This is a genomic window from Alloacidobacterium sp., from assembly GCF_035631355.1.
GTDB lineage: Bacteria > Acidobacteriota > Terriglobia > Terriglobales > Acidobacteriaceae > Alloacidobacterium.
In genome coordinates this window covers 37,317-57,551 of record NZ_DASQIX010000071.1, presented here as the reverse complement: position 1 = coordinate 57,551, position 20,235 = coordinate 37,317, and the positions used below count along the sequence as shown (strand labels likewise).

The 20,235-nt window shown below is 56.9% G+C and carries 16 protein-coding genes and 1 tRNA gene; 5 read left to right on the top strand and 12 right to left on the bottom strand.

Translation table 11 applies throughout. From position 1 onward, the window contains the following. Window positions 1-248: 248 nt before the first annotated feature. Window positions 249-2,168 (bottom strand): MGH1-like glycoside hydrolase domain-containing protein, encoded by a 1,920-nt coding sequence (locus VEV40_RS13295; RefSeq protein WP_324832969.1) that lies wholly within the window; start codon window positions 2,166-2,168, stop codon window positions 249-251. A gap of 197 nt (window positions 2,169-2,365) precedes the next feature. On the opposite strand from VEV40_RS13295, the gene VEV40_RS13290 reads away from it, so the two are divergent. Next, entirely contained in the window at window positions 2,366-3,451 is a 1,086-nt protein-coding gene (locus tag VEV40_RS13290; protein ID WP_324832968.1) for a VWA domain-containing protein, read from the top strand. A 375-nt stretch (window positions 3,452-3,826) separates the two neighbouring features. Here VEV40_RS13290 and VEV40_RS13285 read toward each other — a convergent pair whose 3' ends face one another. The 6 genes from VEV40_RS13285 to VEV40_RS13260 all read right to left on the bottom strand — a co-directional run bounded on the left by VEV40_RS13285 (window position 3,827) and on the right by VEV40_RS13260 (window position 9,227). Beyond that, entirely contained in the window at window positions 3,827-4,102 is a 276-nt protein-coding gene (locus VEV40_RS13285; protein WP_324832967.1) for a hypothetical protein, read from the bottom strand. A gap of 416 nt (window positions 4,103-4,518) precedes the next feature. Further along, window positions 4,519-4,752 (bottom strand): glutaredoxin family protein, encoded by a 234-nt coding sequence (locus VEV40_RS13280; RefSeq protein WP_324832966.1) that lies wholly within the window; start codon window positions 4,750-4,752, stop codon window positions 4,519-4,521. A 32-nt stretch (window positions 4,753-4,784) separates the two neighbouring features. Then, a complete protein-coding gene (locus VEV40_RS13275; RefSeq protein ID WP_324832964.1) occupies window positions 4,785-6,998 on the bottom strand; it encodes a PBP1A family penicillin-binding protein in 2,214 nt (737 codons plus the stop codon). Window positions 6,999-7,039: 41 nt separating this feature from the next. After that, window positions 7,040-8,263 (bottom strand): S41 family peptidase, encoded by a 1,224-nt coding sequence (locus VEV40_RS13270; RefSeq protein WP_324832962.1) that lies wholly within the window; start codon window positions 8,261-8,263, stop codon window positions 7,040-7,042. A 75-nt stretch (window positions 8,264-8,338) separates the two neighbouring features. Next, a tRNA-Met gene (locus VEV40_RS13265) sits at window positions 8,339-8,415 on the bottom strand. A gap of 101 nt (window positions 8,416-8,516) precedes the next feature. Continuing rightward, window positions 8,517-9,227 carry a sulfite exporter TauE/SafE family protein gene (locus tag VEV40_RS13260; RefSeq protein ID WP_324832960.1) on the bottom strand — a complete coding sequence of 237 codons (711 nt, stop codon included), beginning with the start codon at window positions 9,225-9,227 and terminating at the stop codon, window positions 8,517-8,519. Between the two features lie 161 nt (window positions 9,228-9,388). Between VEV40_RS13260 and VEV40_RS13255 the strand changes: the two genes are divergently transcribed. The 4 genes from VEV40_RS13255 to VEV40_RS13240 all read left to right on the top strand — a co-directional run bounded on the left by VEV40_RS13255 (window position 9,389) and on the right by VEV40_RS13240 (window position 12,850). Then, complete coding sequence (locus VEV40_RS13255) at window positions 9,389-9,970, top strand: TetR/AcrR family transcriptional regulator (RefSeq protein WP_324832958.1); 582 nt, start codon at window positions 9,389-9,391, stop codon at window positions 9,968-9,970. After that, entirely contained in the window at window positions 9,954-11,378 is a 1,425-nt protein-coding gene (locus tag VEV40_RS13250) for an apolipoprotein N-acyltransferase (protein WP_324832957.1), read from the top strand. Before VEV40_RS13255 ends, VEV40_RS13250 begins: the two co-directional genes overlap by 17 nt. Window positions 11,379-11,405: 27 nt before the next feature. Further along, window positions 11,406-12,137 (top strand): 3-deoxy-manno-octulosonate cytidylyltransferase, encoded by a 732-nt coding sequence (gene kdsB / locus VEV40_RS13245; RefSeq protein ID WP_324832956.1) that lies wholly within the window; start codon window positions 11,406-11,408, stop codon window positions 12,135-12,137. A gap of 101 nt (window positions 12,138-12,238) precedes the next feature. Beyond that, the gene (locus tag VEV40_RS13240; RefSeq protein WP_324832954.1) at window positions 12,239-12,850 is read left to right on the top strand and encodes an FMN-dependent NADH-azoreductase; all 612 of its coding nucleotides are present in this window, start codon (window positions 12,239-12,241) and stop codon (window positions 12,848-12,850) included. A 147-nt stretch (window positions 12,851-12,997) separates the two neighbouring features. Here VEV40_RS13240 and VEV40_RS13235 read toward each other — a convergent pair whose 3' ends face one another. From VEV40_RS13235 to VEV40_RS13215, 5 genes are all read right to left on the bottom strand, one after another. Continuing rightward, the gene (locus VEV40_RS13235; RefSeq protein WP_324832952.1) at window positions 12,998-13,192 is read right to left on the bottom strand and encodes an amidohydrolase family protein; all 195 of its coding nucleotides are present in this window, start codon (window positions 13,190-13,192) and stop codon (window positions 12,998-13,000) included. Window positions 13,193-13,243: 51 nt separating this feature from the next. Then, window positions 13,244-15,805, bottom strand: coding sequence for a beta-glucosidase (locus VEV40_RS13230; protein WP_324832951.1), 2,562 nt, complete (start codon window positions 15,803-15,805; stop codon window positions 13,244-13,246). A gap of 81 nt (window positions 15,806-15,886) precedes the next feature. Continuing rightward, window positions 15,887-17,959 carry a beta-galactosidase gene (locus tag VEV40_RS13225; RefSeq protein WP_324832950.1) on the bottom strand — a complete coding sequence of 691 codons (2,073 nt, stop codon included), beginning with the start codon at window positions 17,957-17,959 and terminating at the stop codon, window positions 15,887-15,889. A 54-nt stretch (window positions 17,960-18,013) separates the two neighbouring features. After that, complete coding sequence (locus VEV40_RS13220) at window positions 18,014-19,183, bottom strand: M24 family metallopeptidase (protein ID WP_324832948.1); 1,170 nt, start codon at window positions 19,181-19,183, stop codon at window positions 18,014-18,016. 164 nt (window positions 19,184-19,347) lie between these two features. Next, window positions 19,348-20,124: a hypothetical protein gene (locus VEV40_RS13215; protein ID WP_324832947.1), complete on the bottom strand. Its 777-nt coding sequence runs from the start codon at window positions 20,122-20,124 to the stop codon at window positions 19,348-19,350. Window positions 20,125-20,235: the final 111 nt, after the last annotated feature.

The following is a 20,235-nucleotide window of genomic DNA, read 5'->3' as shown; positions in this document are numbered from 1 at the left end:
GCCAACGACCTCTATCGGAGAACTGGTCGGAGCGTCCCAGCTGAGATCTACTTGGTGTGTGGTGCTGTTCTGGTTTCCATTTGAGTTTGGCGCACTCGTGCCGCAACCGGAAAGGACAATGACAAGACAGCAGGTCAACAACGAGATGTCTACGTTCCAGATAAGGGGCCGGGAAAATAGAGGGCTATGGTTAGATCTATCCAGTTTCATTTCGACTGTAATTGGGCCTCATCGTTCATACGGCTTAGTCATTTCACCGGACTCATCTCTTCAAGGTCGATGACTCCGAGAAGCGCACCCCAGTGATAGAAACGGTCGCTGTTGCTCACGTCGTCGCCGCTTCCGGTCGCTCCATTGTAGTTTTCATGCACGTGCCCATTCGCCCGCCAGTCGCTCAAAAACAGATCGAGCGACTTTTGCGCGAGTTCCCGCCGGGCACGATCAACATCTGGCTGATGATAATTTCGCAAACCAAGATAGACCAGATAATTCATCGGCCCCCAGATGCGCCCTCGCCAGTAATTCTGGTCCTTGAAGCCGGGATCGTTCCTCGCAATCGATGGAATCACCCACTGGCCCCAGAACTCTTCCGGGTTCAGCAGATGTTCGTCCACCATGCGCCTGGCCTGCTCAGGTGTAGCGGCTTGGGCAAGCATTGGATAAAAATTAGTCGGCGAAAGCCTATGGCTGAACTGGCCGGCATGCAGGTCCTTATTCAGGAATATGCCGCTGCTGTTGTCCCACAGAGTCGCCAGAGAAGCGCGATACTTAGCGGCCCGCCCGCGCAGTTCCGTTGCTTCTGCGATTTTGCCCAAAACATCCGCGATCTTCGCCAGCGCATCGCAGTCGGAGATATACATCCCCATCAGGCCAACATCGGCAAACATCAGCTGATGTGTCTTCTCATCGTAGGCGGCATCGTCGTACATCGGGCTGTTGTCGAGTCCCGATTCAAGGATCGCCCCCTCACGAGTCCCGCGGCTCGCGTCATCAAGATTTGCAGGCTCATTTTCGCCATCGCTGCCCCACACCAGGTATCCCTGCCGGTCGCGATGTTCCGCCCACCACCGGTTCCATTTCAGCAAGGCTGGAAATGTATCCGCGAGCAGCCAGCGATCATGAAACTTCTCATACAGCCCCAGCAGCGTAATCGCCCCGACTGGCGGCTCAGAGCGGTCCTCGCTCTTCCAGCCTCCGCCCCGCGCGTAATTCGGGATGAATCCCTGGGGCGTAGCCGCGCGGCATATCTCAATGGCATTGGCATACGCCAGATCGCGGTCGCCAACCGCAGCCAGGGTGGCGGCGAAAAACGTGTCCCAGTCAAACAAGACATACCCGCCCCATCCCACGCTCCAGATGCGGCTCACAGGCGAGATCACGTGGCGGCCCTGCGGCTCGTAGATTGTGTCCCAGCCGATTACCGTTTGAATCGCGTCGGCAACCGGAGCGCGTTCGCCGAACCCTGCGATCGATTGCTCATAGGCCTGCCTTGCTCGTTCTAAGGCCTGCTGAATTTCTGCAATTGTTCGTGGCCTGCCCGTGCTCAGGCCCACAGGAGCTTTCAACTCCGCGGAAAAGTAACTGCCGGAAACGGGCACGCTCACGTCGTCCGTATCTTTGCCGGACAAATAGATTGAGACCGTTCGATTCGGAAGTCGAGCTTCCAGCCGGCTTCCTTCCTTTAAAACCGTTCCGGGCCGGTTCCAGAGCATTCCTGCGGAAAGCACAATTTCCGGAGGAAGGTGAGCGCTGCCAGCTTGCGAAAGCGGGGTTGCCAGCAGTACAAGGTCGTCTCCATCGTGCGCGCTTTGAATGCGGATTTCATGGCCGCGCCACTGTAGCTTCAAATCCGTATAGTTTCCGTCATACGAGTGAGGACCCGGAACAACCCGCTCCTCATCCTTGCCTTGGCGGCCAATCAGTGCAGCCGGAAGAAAGCTGTCCGAGCCCACTGTGTCTTGATGCTTGATCCCCACTCGCACCGCGAGGCCTTCAGGCAACAGAACCTGCGTCATGACGCTGTGTGTGTCCCATGTGTTCCATCCGCGAGCCAGCCGCTCCTGCAACTGCGAATACTCGGACGAACGGGGCTGAGCGAATGCGGTAGCGTAGGCGGATAGAAGCAGGAGAAGGCAGGATGGAACCGCAACCCGAGGGAAAATTTGCATTGCGAAAAATGTATACCGTATCTGTCAGGCGGGAGCAATCATTAACACGTGACAGCTGGGTGCTGGGTGCCCCATGTCTCGATTTTGAGACATGGGAATCAACTCTTTATCCGCTTTTCTGCTGTCCACGCGCACAATAGCCGGCTCATACAACGCAGGGGGATGAGTCTCACCCACCCGCATACAATGAAGACTGAATGCTCCGTTCCGCCTCTGCCCTCGCGCTCTTGCTCTGCCTCACCGCTGTTGCCGCAACCGCACAGGAGCAGACTCCGGTCCTCACCGTGCGCTCCACGCTCGTGCAGGTGCCTGTTCAGGTCAAGACGAAGTCCGGCGAGAACGTCTTCGCGCTTACAGCTGACGATTTCATCGTCACTGACAACGGAGTTCCCCAGCGCGTCACCATCGACCCCGACACCGATTTCCAGCCGCTCGCATTGGCCATCGTCGTCGAAACCGGCGGCGACGGAGCGCATCACCTCGCCGACTACTACCACCTGGACCCCATCCTCGACGCGCTCATCGGCAGCATCGACCACCGCGTCGCCGTCATCGGCTTTGACAGCACTCCGCATCTGCTCGTGCCCTTTACGCCCGACACAGCCGTGGCCGCGCATCAGTTGGCAAACCTGCAGGCGGGCGATCAGGGAGCTGCGGTTCTCGACGCGGTGGCCTTTGCCGTAGCGCAGCTGCGGACACAGCCCGCGAGCTACCGCCGCGCCATCCTGCTGCTCAGTGAAACCCTTGACCAGGGCAGCACCACCACGCTCACTGACGCTCTGCGCCTCATCAGCGACACCAACACCACCATGTATAGCTTCGCGTTTTCCAGCACGCGCTCGCAGGTCTCACACGAGGCGTCAAAGTTCAACCGGCCCGACGTGCCCGGCCCAGCACACGGGTGCTTCAGTCGCGACGGCGCCGACGCCGAGTACAAGGAACACTACAGCCGGCAGGTGCTCGACTGCATAAGCGATCTGGCCCCGCCGATCCGCCTGGCCACCATGGCCTTTCTTGCCGCGCGCAATGCTCTGCGCACTAATACGGCCGAATCCATCGCGCAGCTCACCGGAGGCGAGTTCGCCCACTTCCACGACGCTCGCGACCTCCAGCGCCGCCTCATCCCCGTCTCAAATGACGTGCCCAACTACTATGTCCTCAGCTTCCGCCCCACCGATACATCCCCCGGCCTCCACGCATTGCACGTCGAGCTGAAAGACCGTCCCCACTTGGAAGTAAGAGCAAGAAGCGAATACTGGATCGAAGATGATACCGCGCGTTAACGGCAGAAACGATACGCAAAACAGACTCCGGAAAAGTAGTTGTTTCGTAAGGGCACGGCTTTTAGCCGTGCCGTAAGTGATGCAGAACTGCTGCGGCTTTGGCCGCTGAGGTAATAATTTCTCTCCGATGGTTTTCAGCAGCCTCTTCAACCCACCAAACAAAAGCAGGCCGAAGCCCTCAAAGACCGGGTGCCCCATCCTAGGTCCATCCCTCAGTTCGAGGAGCTCGGGTGGGTCTAGCCAGTCCGCGCGAAGCGCGCGCAAATAGTCAGGGTAGAAGCGGTGGGCTTCAGCCCACCGAATAGACGGGTCGAAGGCCCTACCTTACTGCCGTAGGCCGGAGCGGAACCAAAAATGTGAAGCGCCTCCAGAACCTCAAACCTTCACCTTCTCCTCCGCATGCCGCCGAACCCACCAGCAAGGCTCATCTCCAGTCCACGGAAACAAGGCCCGAACACACTGCACCTGCCGGGAGCCGGTATAGTCGTACTCTTCCTTTCCATTCTTGAGCGGAACAGCTATAAACTGGTTCACCTTGACCGAATCGAACGCAGTCCCATGCGCAGCACGATAGTGATAAACAAGCCAGTCTCCGGCGTAAACGACAGCCAGAACCGCCACCATTACCACAACCGTCCGTTCCAGAAGCACGCGCAAGTCTTGTCAAGTCCCTTCGCCCGCAGAAATCCGGCAACACACTCAATCACAATAGCTTACGAAGCAGCACAGCACGCAGGGAATTATGGCTGAATTTGCTATAATGAGAAAGAAGAGGCATGGACTAGAATCCATGCCTCTTTTATTTTGGATGAGAACCCGCGGCCAGCTAACCCCCATAAATGCAATAACTTAAGGGAATTTGCCGCTACAATACTGCTAACTGGCTTGTTAATGAGGAACTTAGCCGAAAACAGGGGGTGGGTTCTCGGCCAAGGAGAAAGCAAATTTGGGGAACAAGAGTTAACTGACATCTCCTGTCACCAGATACCCGAATTGAAAAGAAGACTTCCCTTGGAAGTTTCCTAAGCCATGTATTTGTAGTAATTTAGCGAAAACAGGGGGAGGGGTTAACCGAGCAGCCGTTCCAGGCGATCCATATCGAAGCCGATCATAACTTCGTTATCGACGACAATCGTCGGCGTTGACTGGCTGTTCAGCTCCATAAGCTCCTGCAGGGCCTTGGGATCGGCGGTCACGTCCTTGTATTCAAAGGGGATCTCGCGTGAGTTGAAAAAATGTTTGGCAGCAAAGCAGGGAGGGCATCCCGGCTGGCTGTAGAGAATGACACGTTTCTGCGGCATATCTGATAGATGCAGCGCTTTATGTGCAGGCTTCAATGAATTGCGTGTGCCGGCAGCTTGACGGCAGCCTGCGCCAGCCGCATCGGGCTTGATTTCTGGTCGCCGGGAAATGTTTCGTCATCCTTGCCGGCAATGGCTGCGCGCATGAAGTCGATCCAGATGGGCAGCGCGGTCTTCGCGCCGGTTTCCTTATCGCCCAGCGACTCGCGGTTGTCGTACCCGACCCAGACGCCGCAGGTCGTCGAAGGCGAGAAGCCGATAAACCACGCGTCGGTAAAGTCGCTGGTCGTGCCCGTCTTGCCGCCGATGGGATGGTTCAGAACCGCCGCATCCTTGGCCGTTCCACTGCGTGTCACCTCACGCAGCAGGACCATCATGGTGCGGGCCGTCCTGGCGCTGGTGGCCTCCGTGACCTCTGGCGTGTCTTCCATCAGCGGAGCGCCATCCGCTGTCGTCACGCGACGGATAAGCCGCGACGCAATGCGGATGCCGTCATTGGGAAAGGCGGCATAGGCAGCCATCTGCTGCTCCAGCGTCACCTCGACCGAGCCGAGCGCGACCGGCAAATAGGCCGGGATGTTCGCCGTGATTCCGAACTGGTGCGCCACGTCGATGACCTTCTTCATGCCGACGCGCTCGGCCAGCCTGAGCGCCGGAATGTTGCGGGAATCGGCAAATGCCTTGAGCAGCGTGATGCTGCCCAGGTAGTTGCCCTCGTAATCATGTGGCGTATAGTTGCCGAACGAAACCGGGGTGTCCAGAATCTTCTCTTCGGGAGTCGCGCCGTCTTCAATCGCCGCCGTGTAGACGTAGGGTTTGAACGACGATCCAGTCTGCCGCTCGGCCTGCGTCGCACGGTTGAACTGCGACAGGTTGAAGTCACGTCCGCCGACCATAGCCAGCACGTCGCCGGTGACATTGTCCATCGCCATGAGCGATCCCTGAACGCCGGTGTCTTCTTCGAGCGTTCCGCGCAGGATGTTGCCGTCCTGCTCGCGCAGATGGACGTAAATGATATCGCCCGTCTTCAGGAAGCCGTCTGCCGTTTTGAAGCCGGTCCAGGCCCAGTCGTCCGGCGTCAGTACCAGTTGTTCATTGCCAATCCGCGCCGTCGCCTGGTACGGCAGCACACCGGTCACCAGCGCATGCACATACGCTCCCGGCTGCGGCGGAACGATCCAGTCCGGATGCTTGAACCCCTCCATGCCAATGCCACCGGCGATGACATTGAGCAGATGCCCCCGCCACCCATGCCGACGTTCGTAAGCGGTCAGCCCATCCAGCACGGCGCGGTTCGCGGCCTGCTGCAGATCGAGATCGAGCGTGGTGTAGACCTTCAGCCCAGCTTCGTGGACCTGATCGGGGCCGAGTTTCCGTTCAAGCTCGCGCCGCACCTCTTCGACGAACCACGGGGCTGCGCTGTTGGGAGGCGGTTGAATGTGCAGCCCTAGCGGGGCCGATCGCGCCCCGTTGGCCTGCGCTGCGGTGATCTTGCCGTCTTCAAGCATGGCGTTCACGACCATGTTGCGGCGACGAAATGCCTTGTCAGGGTTGACCACCGGGTCATATTCCGATGGCCCCTTAGGCAGCCCGGCCAGCAACGCTGCTTCAGGCAGTGTGAGGTCTTTGGCGTGCTTGCTGAAGTAATACTCCGATCCGGCCTCGAAGCCGTAGACGCCGTGTCCGAGGTAAATCTGGTTGGCGTAGAGCGTGAATATCTGCTGCTTGGTGAACGTGTGCTCGATCTGGATCGAGAGCAGCACTTCCTGCAGTTTGCGCCCGAACGTGCGCTCATTCGACAGGAAAAGATTGCGCGCCAGTTGCATGGTCAGCGTCGAAGCACCCTGCGCACGGCTCTTCGAGGTAAGGTCGTGATAGGCCGCTCCCAGTACGCGGAAGAAATTCACGCCCCAGTGGCTCTCGAAATTCTTGTCTTCTATCGAGATGACAGCCTGGCGGAGAAGCGGCGAGAGGTCGGTGTAATTAACCAGAACACGGCGCTGCAGGGCAAAAGAGCCGAAGATGCGACCGTGGATGTCATATAGCTCAGTTGTCGTGTCGGGGCGATAGCGCGTCAGGTCGTCAATCTGTGGAAGATTGACTGAGTAGACGAGCATCAATCCGGTGAGTGAGCCAACTGCAACGGCCAGCAGCAACAGCACTGCCAGCGCGACGCCGCCAGCCACTTTGCGCCGTCCCGCGCCCGGGCGAAAGCCTCCGTTGGTGATTGGAGCGCGCTGGTTCAACCTTGTGTCCGTTGCTCGGAACTGTCAGGCAAGAATTGGCTTCAAGCCGCTTTTTGTTTCAGCAGGTCGAGCGCTTTGTTCAATTGGTCGTCCGTATGTGTTTCCGGCTTCTGCGCGGTCGGTCCTTCCGGCCCCTGCTCGGCTGCCAGATACTGGTCGAGGTTGGGAGCGACAAGCACATTCGGTGTTACCGCTTCGTCCTGAATCTTTTTGCCGGAAGGCGATTCGTATTTTGCGACGGAGAGAATCAAGGCAGAGCCGTCGGGCATCTCAATCGTCTTCTGCACCGTGCCTTCGCCGAAAGTGCGGTCGCCAACTACGTCGCCACGCTTGTTGTCGAGGATGGCAGCGGCGACCAGCTCGCCGGGGCCGGAGGTTCCGTGATTTACAAGAACAGCAAGCGGCGCTGAAGTGATGAACTTGCTCGGATCGGCGGTGAACGTCTGCCTGGGCACTTTCTGTCCTTCCAGCGAAGCAATGGTGCCGCCCTGCAGGAAGGCATTGGCTAGCCGCACTGCCTGGGCCTCATCCCCCCGGGTCACGTCGCGCAGATCGAGCAGTACCTTCTTGTTGCCGTCTTTCGTCATGGCTTTTAGGCGGCTCTCGATGTCGTCGACACGTTCTTTGGTGAGAACAATCGGCTTGAGATACAGGATGCTCGAGTTTTCGTACTCCTGCTCGCCCATGGATGGGGCAACGATGTTGGTGCGCGTCAGCGTGATCTTGTCCGGCTCAGACTTGCCGCGGTTGGGGCGGACGAGAGCGAAGGTCACATCGGTCCCCGGCTTGCCCTCAAGCAGGAACCGGATCATAGCCAGAGACATTTCGCGGGTCGTCTGTCCGCCGATGGCTTCGATGATGTCGCCATCCTGGATCTGTTCGCGCTCCGCGGGGCTGCCCGGCATGACGGAGACGACAGTCGCGTATCCAAAGCGCTTGGAGACGTTCAGGCCGACCTGGGCAGTGCCTTCACTGGCATGGGCTTTGTAGGCTGTATATTCTGCCGGGGTCAGATAGCTGGAGTCGGAATCAAGCGATTCCAGCAGGCCGTGCAGCGCGCCATTTGTCACCTTCGGGATGCTGGGTTCGACGACATAGTCGCTCTGGATCTTGTGCAGGACTTCTTCATATACGCCCATCTGCCGATAGGCGCCGTCATCCTGTGTACCGGCGCGCACGCCATTCAGGCCGAATCCCCCAAGGAAGACAACAATAACCAAAAGGATGGAAATACCGAGGATTGCGCGCTTAAAACCTTTGGACATACACCTACTCATGCAGCCGGGAGCTGTTAGAAAAATGATACTCCAGCAAGGAGGGTTTTGCCGGGAAGTCTTACATGGTGGCGGCGGGTAGGATCGAACTACCGACCTTGGGGTTATGAATCCCACGCTCTAACCATCTGAGCTACGCCGCCAATTTCAGGTGGGAAAATGTTGAATTACTGCAGCTTCCATCATACGAATACGGAACGAGGCGGTCAAACAAAACCATTCATTACGGCTCGTGTCAGCGGCGCTATTTGAATGATTGAATCAATAACAGTATCCCGATGATTGCCAGTCCGGCGTACACATATTTCAGGAATGCTTCGCCTTCCAGCCTGTGATTTATAACCCTTCCCAGCCATATTGCCGGGAGCGCGGCCGGCAAAGAGGCCAGGTAATAATGAGTGACAGCCGGAACCCACAAGCCCGTTGCCCAGTATCCGCACATGCCGATAATGCTTGCGGGCAGAAAATAGCCTTGCAAAGTTGCGCGAAAGTGCTGTGCCGACCAGCGGCGCATCGATCCGTAAATCGCAAGGGGTGGACCATTCATTCCATAAGCGCCGCCCAGCACTCCTGCGCAGAATCCGCAGCTCAGCAGCCATATTCTCCTGTCGCTGCGCAGTTCCGGAGGATCTTTGACCAGTAACGAATAGGCAGAGAACGCAATGATGACGGCTGCCAGCGCCAATTTAACAATGCTCGGACGAACAGCGGTAAGCAGCAATACGCCCAGCGGAATGCCGAAGAGCGTGGAGAGCACAAGCCATCCAGTGCTGTACAGATGAAACTTCCGCCAGTCCTGAATGACCACGATTCCGGCGATAGTGATGGAGATGAGGACGGCAAGCGGCGCGGCAATTTCGATTGGGATAAAGAATGCGAACAGCGGAACGGCGACCAGCGCCTCGCCAAATCCAAAAGCCGACCGCAGGAGCGTGGCGACAAACACGACAAACATCACATGCAGAGTGGCCGCGCTTATCACCCGGTCCGGAGACCCGTAGAAACGTATTTCGTGTCCTGCATTTGATCATCTTACGCGATTATCTAAGACGCTAGTGGATGGATACCAGGACATTGCTATACACCGTATAGCAGAATGATATACAGTGTATAGACATGAAGACGGAAACGACCTCGGAACGCATTGCGGTAGAGGCGCTCAAAATTCTGGAACGCGAGGGCGCGGACGCCGTGAGCATGCGGCGCGTTGCTCAGGCAGTCGGCATTACGCCGATGGCCATCTATCACCACTTTCCGAACCGCGAAGCCCTGCTCAATTTCATCGTTGATCGTGAATTCGAAAAATTCCTGGAACACATGCTGGCGCGGCCACAGCGCGGGTCTGTTGAATCGCGGCTGCTGGGCAGCATGGACTCTTATATCAGTTACGCCTTTGATCGGCCTCGCATCTTTGACTATGTATTTTCCCAGCCGCGTCCAAATGCCCGCCGCTATCCAGATGATTTTCGCGCCCGCCGCTCTCCTACGCTCAACCCCATTGCCGATCTGGTGGCGCAGGCGATGGAGTCGGGATACTTGAAACGCGATGACATCTGGGAGATTGCGCTGGAGTTGTGGGCGCACGCTCACGGATACGTCATGCTTTACCGCGGAGGCCGCTTCCACCTTTCAGAAACGCAGTTCCGAGCGCTTGTGCGCCGCTCATTCAGGAGATTGATTCATGGCCTCAAAGCTTAGCAGTTCCGCCGTCGTCGCTTTTTGTCTCGCGTTGTCCGCCGCGCTGTTTTTCCTGGGGACCGGACTTGCACCTGTGTGGATACTCACCTGGCTGGCTGCCATGCCTGTGCTCTATGTTTCGTCGCGCGTGTCCGCAGCGGAAGCATTTTTCATTGCTGCCGCCGCCTATGCATTGGGCGGACTGAACGAATGGAGTTACACACGCACAGTGCTGCCAACATGGCTCGTGGCGTTTATCCTTCTTAGTACCGCATGTGTCTTCGGTATTGCGGTTCTGCTTTTCCGCAGCCGCGTTCTTCGAGGAAAGCTGTGGCAGGCCGCACTCATTGCTCCAGCATTCTGGGTAGCAGCCGAATATATTGTTGCGATTGTTTCCGTTCATGGGACTTTCGGCAATATCAGTTATTCGCAAATGAATTTTCTGCCTATTGTGCAGATTGCCTCGGTCACTGGCATCTGGGGCATCAGCTTTTGCCTCTTTCTCTTTGCCGCTACGGTTGCCGCAGTCTGTAGCAGCGGTCCTGGTTCAGCCAAAGTTCCGTTGTCGATTGCTGTCGCTATTGTTCTTGTGTGCGTCTTCGGGTTCGGGATCTGGCGTCTTGCTGCAACCCCTAAAGACTCGCCAAAAGTGAAGGTGGCTCTCATTGCTTCGGATGAAGCGGAGAATGTTCATGCCGATACGCCCGCACAGGCCCAGGCAGTTTTTCAGAGATACGCGGAACAGATGAAGTTTTTAGTCGAGCAGGGTGTTCAGGTCTTTGTTCTGCCCGAACACAGCGGGCCTGTAACCGACCTTTCACAGCCGCAGTTCGACGCGTTTCTGGGACAGATGGCAAAACAGGCTGGCGCTTATGTTGCTGTTGGAATTGATCGAAGCACCACGAATGCTACCTGGAACCAGGAGCGCCTTTATTCGTCGAACGGATCGTTCGTTGCTTCTTACAACAAGCATCACCTGCTACCCCATCTTGAGAATGAAACTCCCGGCACAGAGCGAACGGTCATAGCAGAGCCTTCCGGTAAATGGGGTATGGAAATTTGCAAAGACATGGATTTCCCGCGCCTGAGCCGGCAATATTCTCAGGATGGTATCGGGCTGCTGTTGGTGCCCGCCTGGGATTTCGTGCAGGACGGCTGGCTGCATGGACGGATGGCCGTCCTGCGTGGCGTCGAAAGCGGATTCAGCATTGCGCGTTCGGCCAAGCTGGGCATATTGACGGTTACTGATGATCGCGGCCGTGTGCTTGCGGAACGCGATACCCTCAATGCTCCATTTGCAACCGTGGTGGCTACAGTTCCAGTCCGTCACGATGCGACTATCTACTCACGCTTCGGCAACTGGTTTGCATGGCTCGATCTCGCGCTGCTGATTGTGTTGCTGGGCTTGCCTTTTATCTCGCGCGATTGATTAGACTGGATGCATCAGGAGCATCCATTGCACATATTGGGCGTCATTCCTGCGCGGCTCGCATCGACCCGTTTGCCGCGCAAAGTTCTTCGTGAGATTGCCGGCGAGCCTATGCTGGCCTGGGTGTATCGCGCGGCTCGCGCTTGCGCGCGACTAGACCAGGTGCTGATCGCCACCGACGCGGAAGAGGTAATGGGTTTTGCTCGCTCACGAAGCTTCCCGGCTGTCTTTACGGCGGCTGATTGCGCCAGCGGATCCGACCGCGTCTACGCGGTCGCGCAATCCATCGAGGCGGATGTTTACGTCAACATTCAGGGCGATGAGCCGCTGCTTCGACCGGAGCATCTCGACGCGCTGCTTGAGCCGATGAAGCGTCCTGAAGTCGAAGTGGCCACCATCTCGACTCCATGCGTTCCAGAACTGGTCAACAATCCGAACGCGGTAAAGGTGGTGACTGCTGCAAACGGGCGGGCGTTGTACTTCTCTCGCTCGACGATTCCGTTCGATCGCGACGAGGCGGGTAATGTCCAGTATCAAAAACATCTAGGCGTTTACGCGTATCGCAAGTCGGCGCTTGACCGGTTCCCCAACCTTCCTTCGCGCAAATTGGAAGCAGTTGAGCGGCTGGAGCAGTTGCGCTTTCTCGAAAATGGTATCGACATCTATGTGACCTCTACTCCCTTCGACAGCATTGGCGTAGATACGGAAGAGGACCTCCGGGCGGTAGAACAAATTCTGAAAAATCAGCAGGATAAATAACCGCAAAAATAGCTGAATCCTTCCTTGTCGTCTTGAATAATATTCGTTGCAACGAATAATATGGTCGTTGCAACAGGTATTGGAAGAAAAGGGAGGCCGTCATGGCAAATCTTCTGGTCATCGAATCGAGCCCGCGTTCTGCATCCGTCTCGGGCTCAGTAGCAAAGGAATATGTAACCGAGTGGCAGCGCAAACATCCCACGGGCAAGGTGGTCCGCAGAAATGTCGCTACGAGTCCGGCTCCGTTTGTCACCGAGCAGTGGATCGCCGCAGCCTACACACCCGTAGAAAACCGCACTAAGGAACAAAAGCAGATTCTGGCTGTATCTGAGACGCTGATCGATGAGTTAGAGGCAGCCGACGCGGTAGTGCTCGCTGTGCCGATGCACAACTTCGGTGTTTCCGCGCAGCTCAAGGCGTGGATTGATCAAGTCGTCCGCGTAGGACGCACCTTCAGCTACACAGCACAGGGGCCGCAGGGGCTTTTGGACGAGAACAAGAAGGTAGTTGTGATTGTAGCGCGGGGCGGCGCCTACAGCGGTGAATCGCCGTATGCGTTTCTCGACCAGCAGGAGCCATATCTTCGCACAGTACTTGGCTTCATCGGCTTGAAGAACGTGCAGTTTGTTTACGCAGAGAATCAGGCGCGGGGAACGGAAGCTGCCGAGCAGGGAATCAAAGCTGGAATTAGTGCCGCGCTGGCGCTTGCCTGAGATTGACGCTTTAGCTTCTTGAGCTGGGGAACTGAACCTCCCCGGTTTTTTATTTTGTCTGCGGCCCGCGACAAACGACCCCATCCTTCATGACGAAGTCGACTTTCTCCATCAGCGAAATCTGATCAAGCGGGTTGCCGGGTACGGCTACAAATGTCCAGCCAGTTTACCCGGCTCGATGGCGCCCACTTCGTCATCCATGTGCATAAGATTTGCCGCCTGCAGGGTTGCGCTTTGAATGGCCATGGCAGGCGACATACCGTCACGCGTCAGCGACGAAAATTCTTTTGCCGGATCGGTTGTCCAGCGAAGGCTCCGGCGTCGACGCTCGCGCGCTCCCACCCTTTCTCATAAGGTGTAGCACTCAAATTATGGTTATTCGTGAAATATTTCCTATTGCGACACGGTGAAGTCTTCTTCCAGTGGCGTGTTCTCAGAGGAGTCGCCAACATAAACTTTGAACTGTCCCGGATCGACGCGCCAGTCGTTGGCCTTCACATCCCAGTAAGCAAGCGCCCGGCGGTCCAGCGTGAGCGATACGTGCTTTTTCTCGCCCGGCTCTAATCGGACTTTATCGAAACCCTTCAGCTCTTTTACCGGCCGCTTGATCTTTGCCGACGGATCGCCGACGTAGAGCTGGGCAACGTCGGCCCCCGCGCGCTGGCCGGTATTGGTTACGTCGAAGGACACAGTGATATTGCCATCGCTGGTTGCCGCCTTCGGTGAGACTTCAAGATTGCTGAACGAGAACGTGGTGTAGGACAGGCCGAATCCGAAGGGGAAGAGCGGCTGTTTGTTCATGCTGGTGTAGTAGCGATAGCCGACAAAGACGCCTTCCCGGTATTTGACATGCGGCGTTTGGCCTGCCGGTGTGGGTGGAGCGTAGTAGTTGTCGTGCGTCGGATTGTCCTCCCATGCGCGCTCGAAGCTGGCCGGGAGATGGCCTTCCGGCGAGCGCGTGCCGAAGATGACTTCTGCCAGGGCCTGTCCACCTTCCTGTCCCGGATACCAGTTGTGCAGCAGTGCTGGAACCTTATCGATCCACGCGCGCATGTCAACGCCGCCTCCGCCGGTGATGGCGACGATGGTGTTCTTGTTGGCCGCGCTGATGGTCTTGATCAGCTGGTCCTGCCCCCAGGGCAGCCCAAATGTGCGGTCCATGCCTTCGCTTTCAGTGGTCTGGTCGAAACCAACGGAGATAAGCGCCACGTCGGCCATGGAGGCAATCTTCTTTGCATCAGCTGGTACAAGGTCATCTACAGAATGAATGCCGAGGCCTGCGCGTATCTGGCTGCCTTCCGGAACATAATCGAATTGAATCTTGACTACTTTGCCTGCAGTCAATGGTAGTTTGGCCGACTGCGGCGCTTGGCCTTCGTGGCGCGTTTGTTCGATAACCTGCTTGCCGTCGACTAAAAGCTTGTAGGTGTCGCCGCCATCGGCTACGGTCACGAAGATATACTGGCCGGTTGTCTGCGGCAGGTAGTCAGCGGTATAGCGGATACTGCGCTTCGCTTTGCTTGGAGGGGTAAACCCTCCGGAGCCCCAGAAGGCAATGTGGTTGGCCTGCGAGACAGTGGGAGTACCGGTAAAGTTGGGATTGTCAAAGGTTTCAACCTTGATGCTGGGTTTGCCGAACCAGTCTTCCCAGAAGGGGTCGGCGCCTGCGGACATAGACGCAGTGGTGCCGAAGTGCGTGCGTTCAAAGAGATCTTTGGTAGTAGGGAGGCCACGCGCATATAGTACCTTGACCATAGAGCCGGGGAAATTGGCCAGCCCAGCCATGATGCTGATCGACGCATACGGCTCGACTGTTGAACTGCCTCCGGCGCCGACAACAGCGGGCCACGCGTCAGGACCGAGCACAGCAATGGTCTTTACCTCGCTTCTGTTGAGCGGCAACAGATTGCCTTCGTTCTTCAGCAGCGTAATGCTCTCGCGCGCCTCATCGAGCGCTACAGCGCAGCCATTCTGGTTATAGAAGGGAATGCTCAGATCGGTTGGATCGCGGTCGAGGAAACCGAAGCGAATTGCAGTGCGGAATATGCGGCGAACTTTGTCGTCAATGGTGGCTTCGGAAACTTTACCGGCTTTGATAGCCGGCAAAAGGTTCTTCGGGTTCATGAATGCGCCGGAGGGCATCTCCAGGTCAAGTCCGCAGTTAGCCGCGCCGACACCGTCATATGTTGCCACCCAGTCCGACATGAGAATGCCATTAAAGGCCCAGTCTTTTTTCAGGATGTCGTTATTGAGGTGACAATCCTGAGTGGCGTGTATGCCATCGAGCAGGTTGTAGGAGTTCATCACGGCACCGACATGGGCGACTTTGACTGCGTCTTCAAAAGCAGGCAGGTAGATTTCTCTCAGCGTGCGCTCGTCCACGTCAGAGCTGACATTGTGGCGGTCGTACTCCTGATTGTTCGCAGCGAAGTGCTTGACCGTAGCGATAACGCCCTGGCTCTGCACGCCTTCGATGTAGGGCACAGCGATGTGTCCGGAGAGAAACGGGTCTTCACCGAAATACTCAAAATTGCGTCCGCCCATCGGCGCGCGATAGATGTTCACGCCCGGGCCAAGCAAAAAATGAACTCCACGCGCCCGTGCATCCTGACCGATGGCGACACCCATACGCTGCGCGAGTTCTGGATCCCATGTCGCGGCGAGACCAATACCTGCCGCGTAGGCTGTATCCGGGCCCCAGGTGCGAACGCCGTATGGGCCGTCTGACATCTTCAGGCGTGGAAAGCCGGCTGCGTCCTCAGAACGAATGAACATACCGTCAACCCCGCCGATGAGTTCCAGTTTCTGCTCGAGGGTGAGCTTCTTCAGCATCGAATCGACGCGCTGCTCGATGGCCGGGTTGTCAGGAGCAGGTGCCTGCGCCTGCGATGAGATAGTCGTGAGTGTCAGGCCGGGAACGAGAAAAAGCGCTAAAACAATCAATTTACCGCGCAACGGAGTGCCTCCAGGAAAAGTGGAAGACAAGGCTAACAAAGCGATATCAGTTTTGGAAAGTTACAAGACAGTTCTATCCCTCTATTTTCCTTCAAGCACAGCCACGCCATATTTCGGAAGATCAACCGAAGTATGTGACGTGTTGTCGAACAGATCATTCATTGCGCGGGGCAATTCCACGTGCGCTTCCGTGGTGTTGTGATTGATGAGAATGAGCACCGACTTGCCTGCTCCAGTGCGCTCACAGACTTCCACGCCTTCTGGCGTGTTGGGAAGAATAGGTTGCACGCCGCTCTGCTGTAGCAGCGAAGCCGTGAGCTTTGCCAAGAGATCGTCATCGAGCCATGCGCCAACATAGGTGATGCTGCCTTGGCCAACTTTGCGGGTAATCACGGCGGGCTGATTGTCGAGCCATCCGTTGCTTGCACCGTAACGCAGAAGCACCTGCGTGTCCGGCGACTTCGTGCTCAGTTGCTCCGCCCAGAGCGATGCTGTGCCCGAGCCGAGATCACCGCTCACCGGAACCTTGTCATTGAGCGCATAAAATTGCTCAACACGGCCTCCCAGCGCATCGGCAAGCGGTCCAGGCTGGCGCTCCACATTCAGCGCGTTGTACTCATCTTTCATGCCTGAGCGCGGCCCGAGAACGAGATTGCCGCCTTGTTTGACATAGGCGAGAAGATGATCTGCCGTTTCCTTCGGCAGCACATTCAGACCAGGCGCGACGACCAGCTTGTACTTATCAAGAGGGGCATGTACCGAGATGACATCGACGGCCTGCGCCTGATTGCGCAATGGTTTGTAAAAGGCAACCATCTCCGCAACCGGATCGAAGTTGCGGTTGTGACGTTGAAAATTGATGGCCCAGCGGCTGTCATAGTCGTTGATGAGGGCGACGGAAGATTGCGGCGTTGTGCCCGCGAGCGCATGGCCTGCCTTCTCAAACTCATCGCCGACCTGTTTTATTTCGTCATAAACAGGAACGGGTGTGCCGTCTGCGCCGACGAGCGTGCCGTGATACTGCTCTTGTCCGTTTAGGGCGCTGCGCCATTGCCAGTACTCAATAGCGTCGGCTCCGTGGCCAATAGCCTGCCACGCCATGTCGCGCACTTGTCCGCGGCCAACGGCTGCATTCACGCGCTGCCAGTTCACGAAAGCCGGCTGCGTCTCCATGACCCAGAAATTTTTGTTCTTGAACCCGCGCGTGAGATCGTGGCGCGCGCCATTATCAATGTAGTCATAATTGCCGCCTACATAATCGTCCCATGCAGCGATGTCCAGATTGGAATGGACGATGTACTCATCGAAGCCGTCAAACCATCCCATCGTATTGGTAGTGATGAACTGCAGCTTGTCGGCATGAGGGCGGATGGCATCGATCTGGTTCTGCGAGTAGCTTTTCCATGTGTCGCTGACGAAGTGCTTCCAGTCGAGCAGGAGCCCTGGGTTTTCATCGTCCTGGCGGACTGGAATCTCATCGAAGTTGTCGTAGGTCTGGCTCCAGTACGCGGTTGTCCAGCGGTTATTCAGATTAGCGATGGTTCCGTACTTGGCTTTGAGCCATGCGTGGAATTGCGCCTTCGCCTCCAGATCGAAGGACGGGTCGGCATATTCATTGTCCAACTGCCAACCCACCACATTGGGATTATGACCATAGCGCTCGGCCATTTTTTCGGCGATCTCATGCGCGAATCGGCGATAGCGTGTGCTGGCAAAGGAGAACTGCTGACGGTTGCCATGCTCATCGCGCACACCTTTCTCATCTACACGCAGCGTGTCTGGATATTTGGCGGTCAGCCACGCTGGCGGTGCGGCAGTGGGTGTCCCAAGCACAACGCAAATATGATGCTTTGCCGCCATTGCAATGGTGCGGTCGAGCCATGCGAAATCGTAGTGGCCTTCCGACGGCTCCATGGCGCTCCATGCAAATTCGCCTACGCGCACGAGGTTGATGCGGGCCGCCTCCATGAGTGACAAGTCAGCGTCCCAGCGCGATTCCGGCCATTGTTCTGGATACCATGCGGCGCCGAGCAGCACCGGAGGCTTGTCCCTATATTGCGTGGCTTGCGTGAAAGCTGAATGTAGGGGAGAGAATGTAAGCAAGGCAGAAAGCGTCGTCATAGCCAGGAATTTGGCCGTTTTAAAATGCTTCATGTAACCGGCTACCTCTAGGAACTCAACCCATCCTCGCGCAGAGAGCAGCGGGTCTCAACGAATCAAAATGTCCGCAGCAGGATAATTGATCCCTTCAATCTTTGTATGTATCTGGGGAAGTGATGGCGTCTGCGTCAGCACTTCAATCGCGCCATTTTGCAGCAGCGCCGTGTCCTCCACTTTTGCTCCACGAATGCTCGGGTTCCACGCCAGAGCCTCAGTTTCGGACAAGGTTTGCAAACCCGTGGGCGTTGCGACCCACTCTCGTTCCAGATAACCTGCCGGGCCGCCCTGATGGTGCAACTCCTCTTCACTCGGGAAGCCTGCTTCGCGATAAGCGCGCGCGGCGACTGAAAAAAGCTCGGCAGAAGTTACGCCTTGACGGCTGGCATGGAGCAGCTTTGCATTGATTTCAGCACAGGCGGCAAATCCATCCGCGAGCTTTTGAGGCGGTGGCCCGAAATGCACGAAGCGAGTGATGGAAACCGCCAGTCCCCACTTGCGCGCGCAGAGATTGAGCATTCCATAGCGTTCCAGCACCGCGCCACGCGAGACCGCATGTTTGTATTTGTAGATGCGGTCATCGGCCGCCATGAGAAGCACCGTTGGCAGTAGGCCTTCCGCAAGAAGCCGGTGCGCCACTGCGGCGGACATCTGGTCTTCGGTAAGACCCGGCTCAATTTCCAGGAGCGTTGTTGCTGTCGCGTCAGCCGTATGTTCCGCCAGCCAGCGGAAGCGCGTTACTTCCGCCGGAGTCAGCGGAGCGCGCAGCGGGGCAAGATCAACAGGAGAAAAACCGGCCCGAGGGCGGTCTGCGCCAATCGCTCCGGTGCCTACCAGTCGGTGTACCTCCGCTAATGGATCCTGGTGCCAGGGCGTGATAATTGGCTCACAGCCAAGATGAAGGAATTCTTCATCCGCCAGACGTGGAGCCTCATTGTTCGAGGTCAGGTAGTATTTGCGGCCATTCCGCATCAGCAGCAGGGAAGTGACGGCTGTTTCAAGCGGAATGGCAACGCGCGCCTCAACCTGACCGCCGGTGATCCATGCAATATTTTCATTGCGTTGCACCAATATTGCGGACAACTGCGAAGACTCAAGAAGATCGGTCAACCGCGACCATTTTTCATCCAATTCAGCAGCTCTAAGCTGCGGATTGTTGATGGAATGAAGCAAAGCAATACTGTGGATTGGAGAGCATATCTGTTGTGAGGAGACGTTCATGGTTCTCCTTGATTCAATAAATCGATTTTCTTCAATCGCACTTGTAAATGTACATTGCACAGGCCAGACAGTGCAAAATGCGCCCACAGTTTCAAAGACATTGATGCCTGAGACAAGAACAGCCGCCAATTCAGGCGGCTGTTCTGCTTAGAGCCTCTGTCTATTTACTGCTGCGGAGGAAGGGTGAGGGAATTCGACAGCTTGAAGCTGATTACTGTTTCCGGCGCAAAAGTAATTTCGCGATTGTTGCCGGTCAAAGCTGCGCCCGCGGTCCCCGCGCCAGCTCCAGCAAGAGCGCCGATGGCAGCACCTTTACCACCGCCTGCCAGCCCGCCAATCAATGCTCCGGCTCCGGCGCCGCCACCGATAAAGCCTGCGGTGCGTTTTCCTTTACCTGTCGATTGCTGGCTATAAACATTGGTGCTGATGGGATAGCTGGCGCCGTGGACTGTGATGGATTGAAGGGTAATACCGAGGCTAGCCGCACCCTTAAACTTGCCTGCAGACTTGGCATCAGTGACAGTGCCGCTCACAGGAGACCCAGCCGGGATTGCTCGCACTCCATCGATAGTGACTGAATTCGCCAGTGTTCCGGTGAATCCTTGCCCGGCAGCGCTGCTCTTTGAACTTAGGCCGCTTCCAAGGGTCACGGACAATGTCGTTCCCGCGGGAACAACAATGGGAGGTGGCGGCGGTGGCGGAGCAGGCGCGGGAGCTGGAGCAGGTGCGCTGGCGGGTGCTTCTGCTGGTGAGCCTTGCGCAGCGCTTGGCGCCGCCGCAGAGGACGGCTCGCTAGAGGCAGGTTGCGATGCGGCGGGTTCGCTGGCTGGAGCTGCAGGCTGCGAAGCTGCCTGCTGTTGGTCCGAAGATTTCTTGCATCCTGTGAAAAGCAATCCTACCGACAGCAATGTGGTCACCAGGAAGAGTTTTTGACGACTCATAATTGGCTACCTTTCGTCTGCTAGAGTGTGGAACGAACGCTTTGCCACGAAGCTTATCACTGTTCGGGTATATATGCACACAGATTGAAGCTGGGTCTCGACGGGCTGTAC

What these genes read in the sequence shown, in the direction of transcription:
- VEV40_RS13220 (WP_324832948.1), bottom strand. Translation starts at nt 19,183, where the DNA reads ATGAACGTCTCCTCACAACAGATATGCTCTCCAATCCACAGTATTGCT.
- VEV40_RS13255 (WP_324832958.1), top strand. Translation starts at nt 9,389, where the DNA reads ATGAAGACGGAAACGACCTCGGAACGCATTGCGGTAGAGGCGCTCAAA.
- VEV40_RS13280 (WP_324832966.1), bottom strand. Translation starts at nt 4,752, where the DNA reads ATGCCGCAGAAACGTGTCATTCTCTACAGCCAGCCGGGATGCCCTCCC.
- VEV40_RS13270 (WP_324832962.1), bottom strand. Translation starts at nt 8,263, where the DNA reads ATGTCCAAAGGTTTTAAGCGCGCAATCCTCGGTATTTCCATCCTTTTG.
- VEV40_RS13240 (WP_324832954.1), top strand. Translation starts at nt 12,239, where the DNA reads ATGGCAAATCTTCTGGTCATCGAATCGAGCCCGCGTTCTGCATCCGTC.
- VEV40_RS13225 (WP_324832950.1), bottom strand. Translation starts at nt 17,959, where the DNA reads ATGAAGCATTTTAAAACGGCCAAATTCCTGGCTATGACGACGCTTTCT.
- VEV40_RS13260 (WP_324832960.1), bottom strand. Translation starts at nt 9,227, where the DNA reads ATGTTTGTCGTGTTTGTCGCCACGCTCCTGCGGTCGGCTTTTGGATTT.
- VEV40_RS13295 (WP_324832969.1), bottom strand. Translation starts at nt 2,168, where the DNA reads ATGCAAATTTTCCCTCGGGTTGCGGTTCCATCCTGCCTTCTCCTGCTT.
- VEV40_RS13290 (WP_324832968.1), top strand. Translation starts at nt 2,366, where the DNA reads ATGCTCCGTTCCGCCTCTGCCCTCGCGCTCTTGCTCTGCCTCACCGCT.
- VEV40_RS13250 (WP_324832957.1), top strand. Translation starts at nt 9,954, where the DNA reads ATGGCCTCAAAGCTTAGCAGTTCCGCCGTCGTCGCTTTTTGTCTCGCG.
- VEV40_RS13215 (WP_324832947.1), bottom strand. Translation starts at nt 20,124, where the DNA reads ATGAGTCGTCAAAAACTCTTCCTGGTGACCACATTGCTGTCGGTAGGA.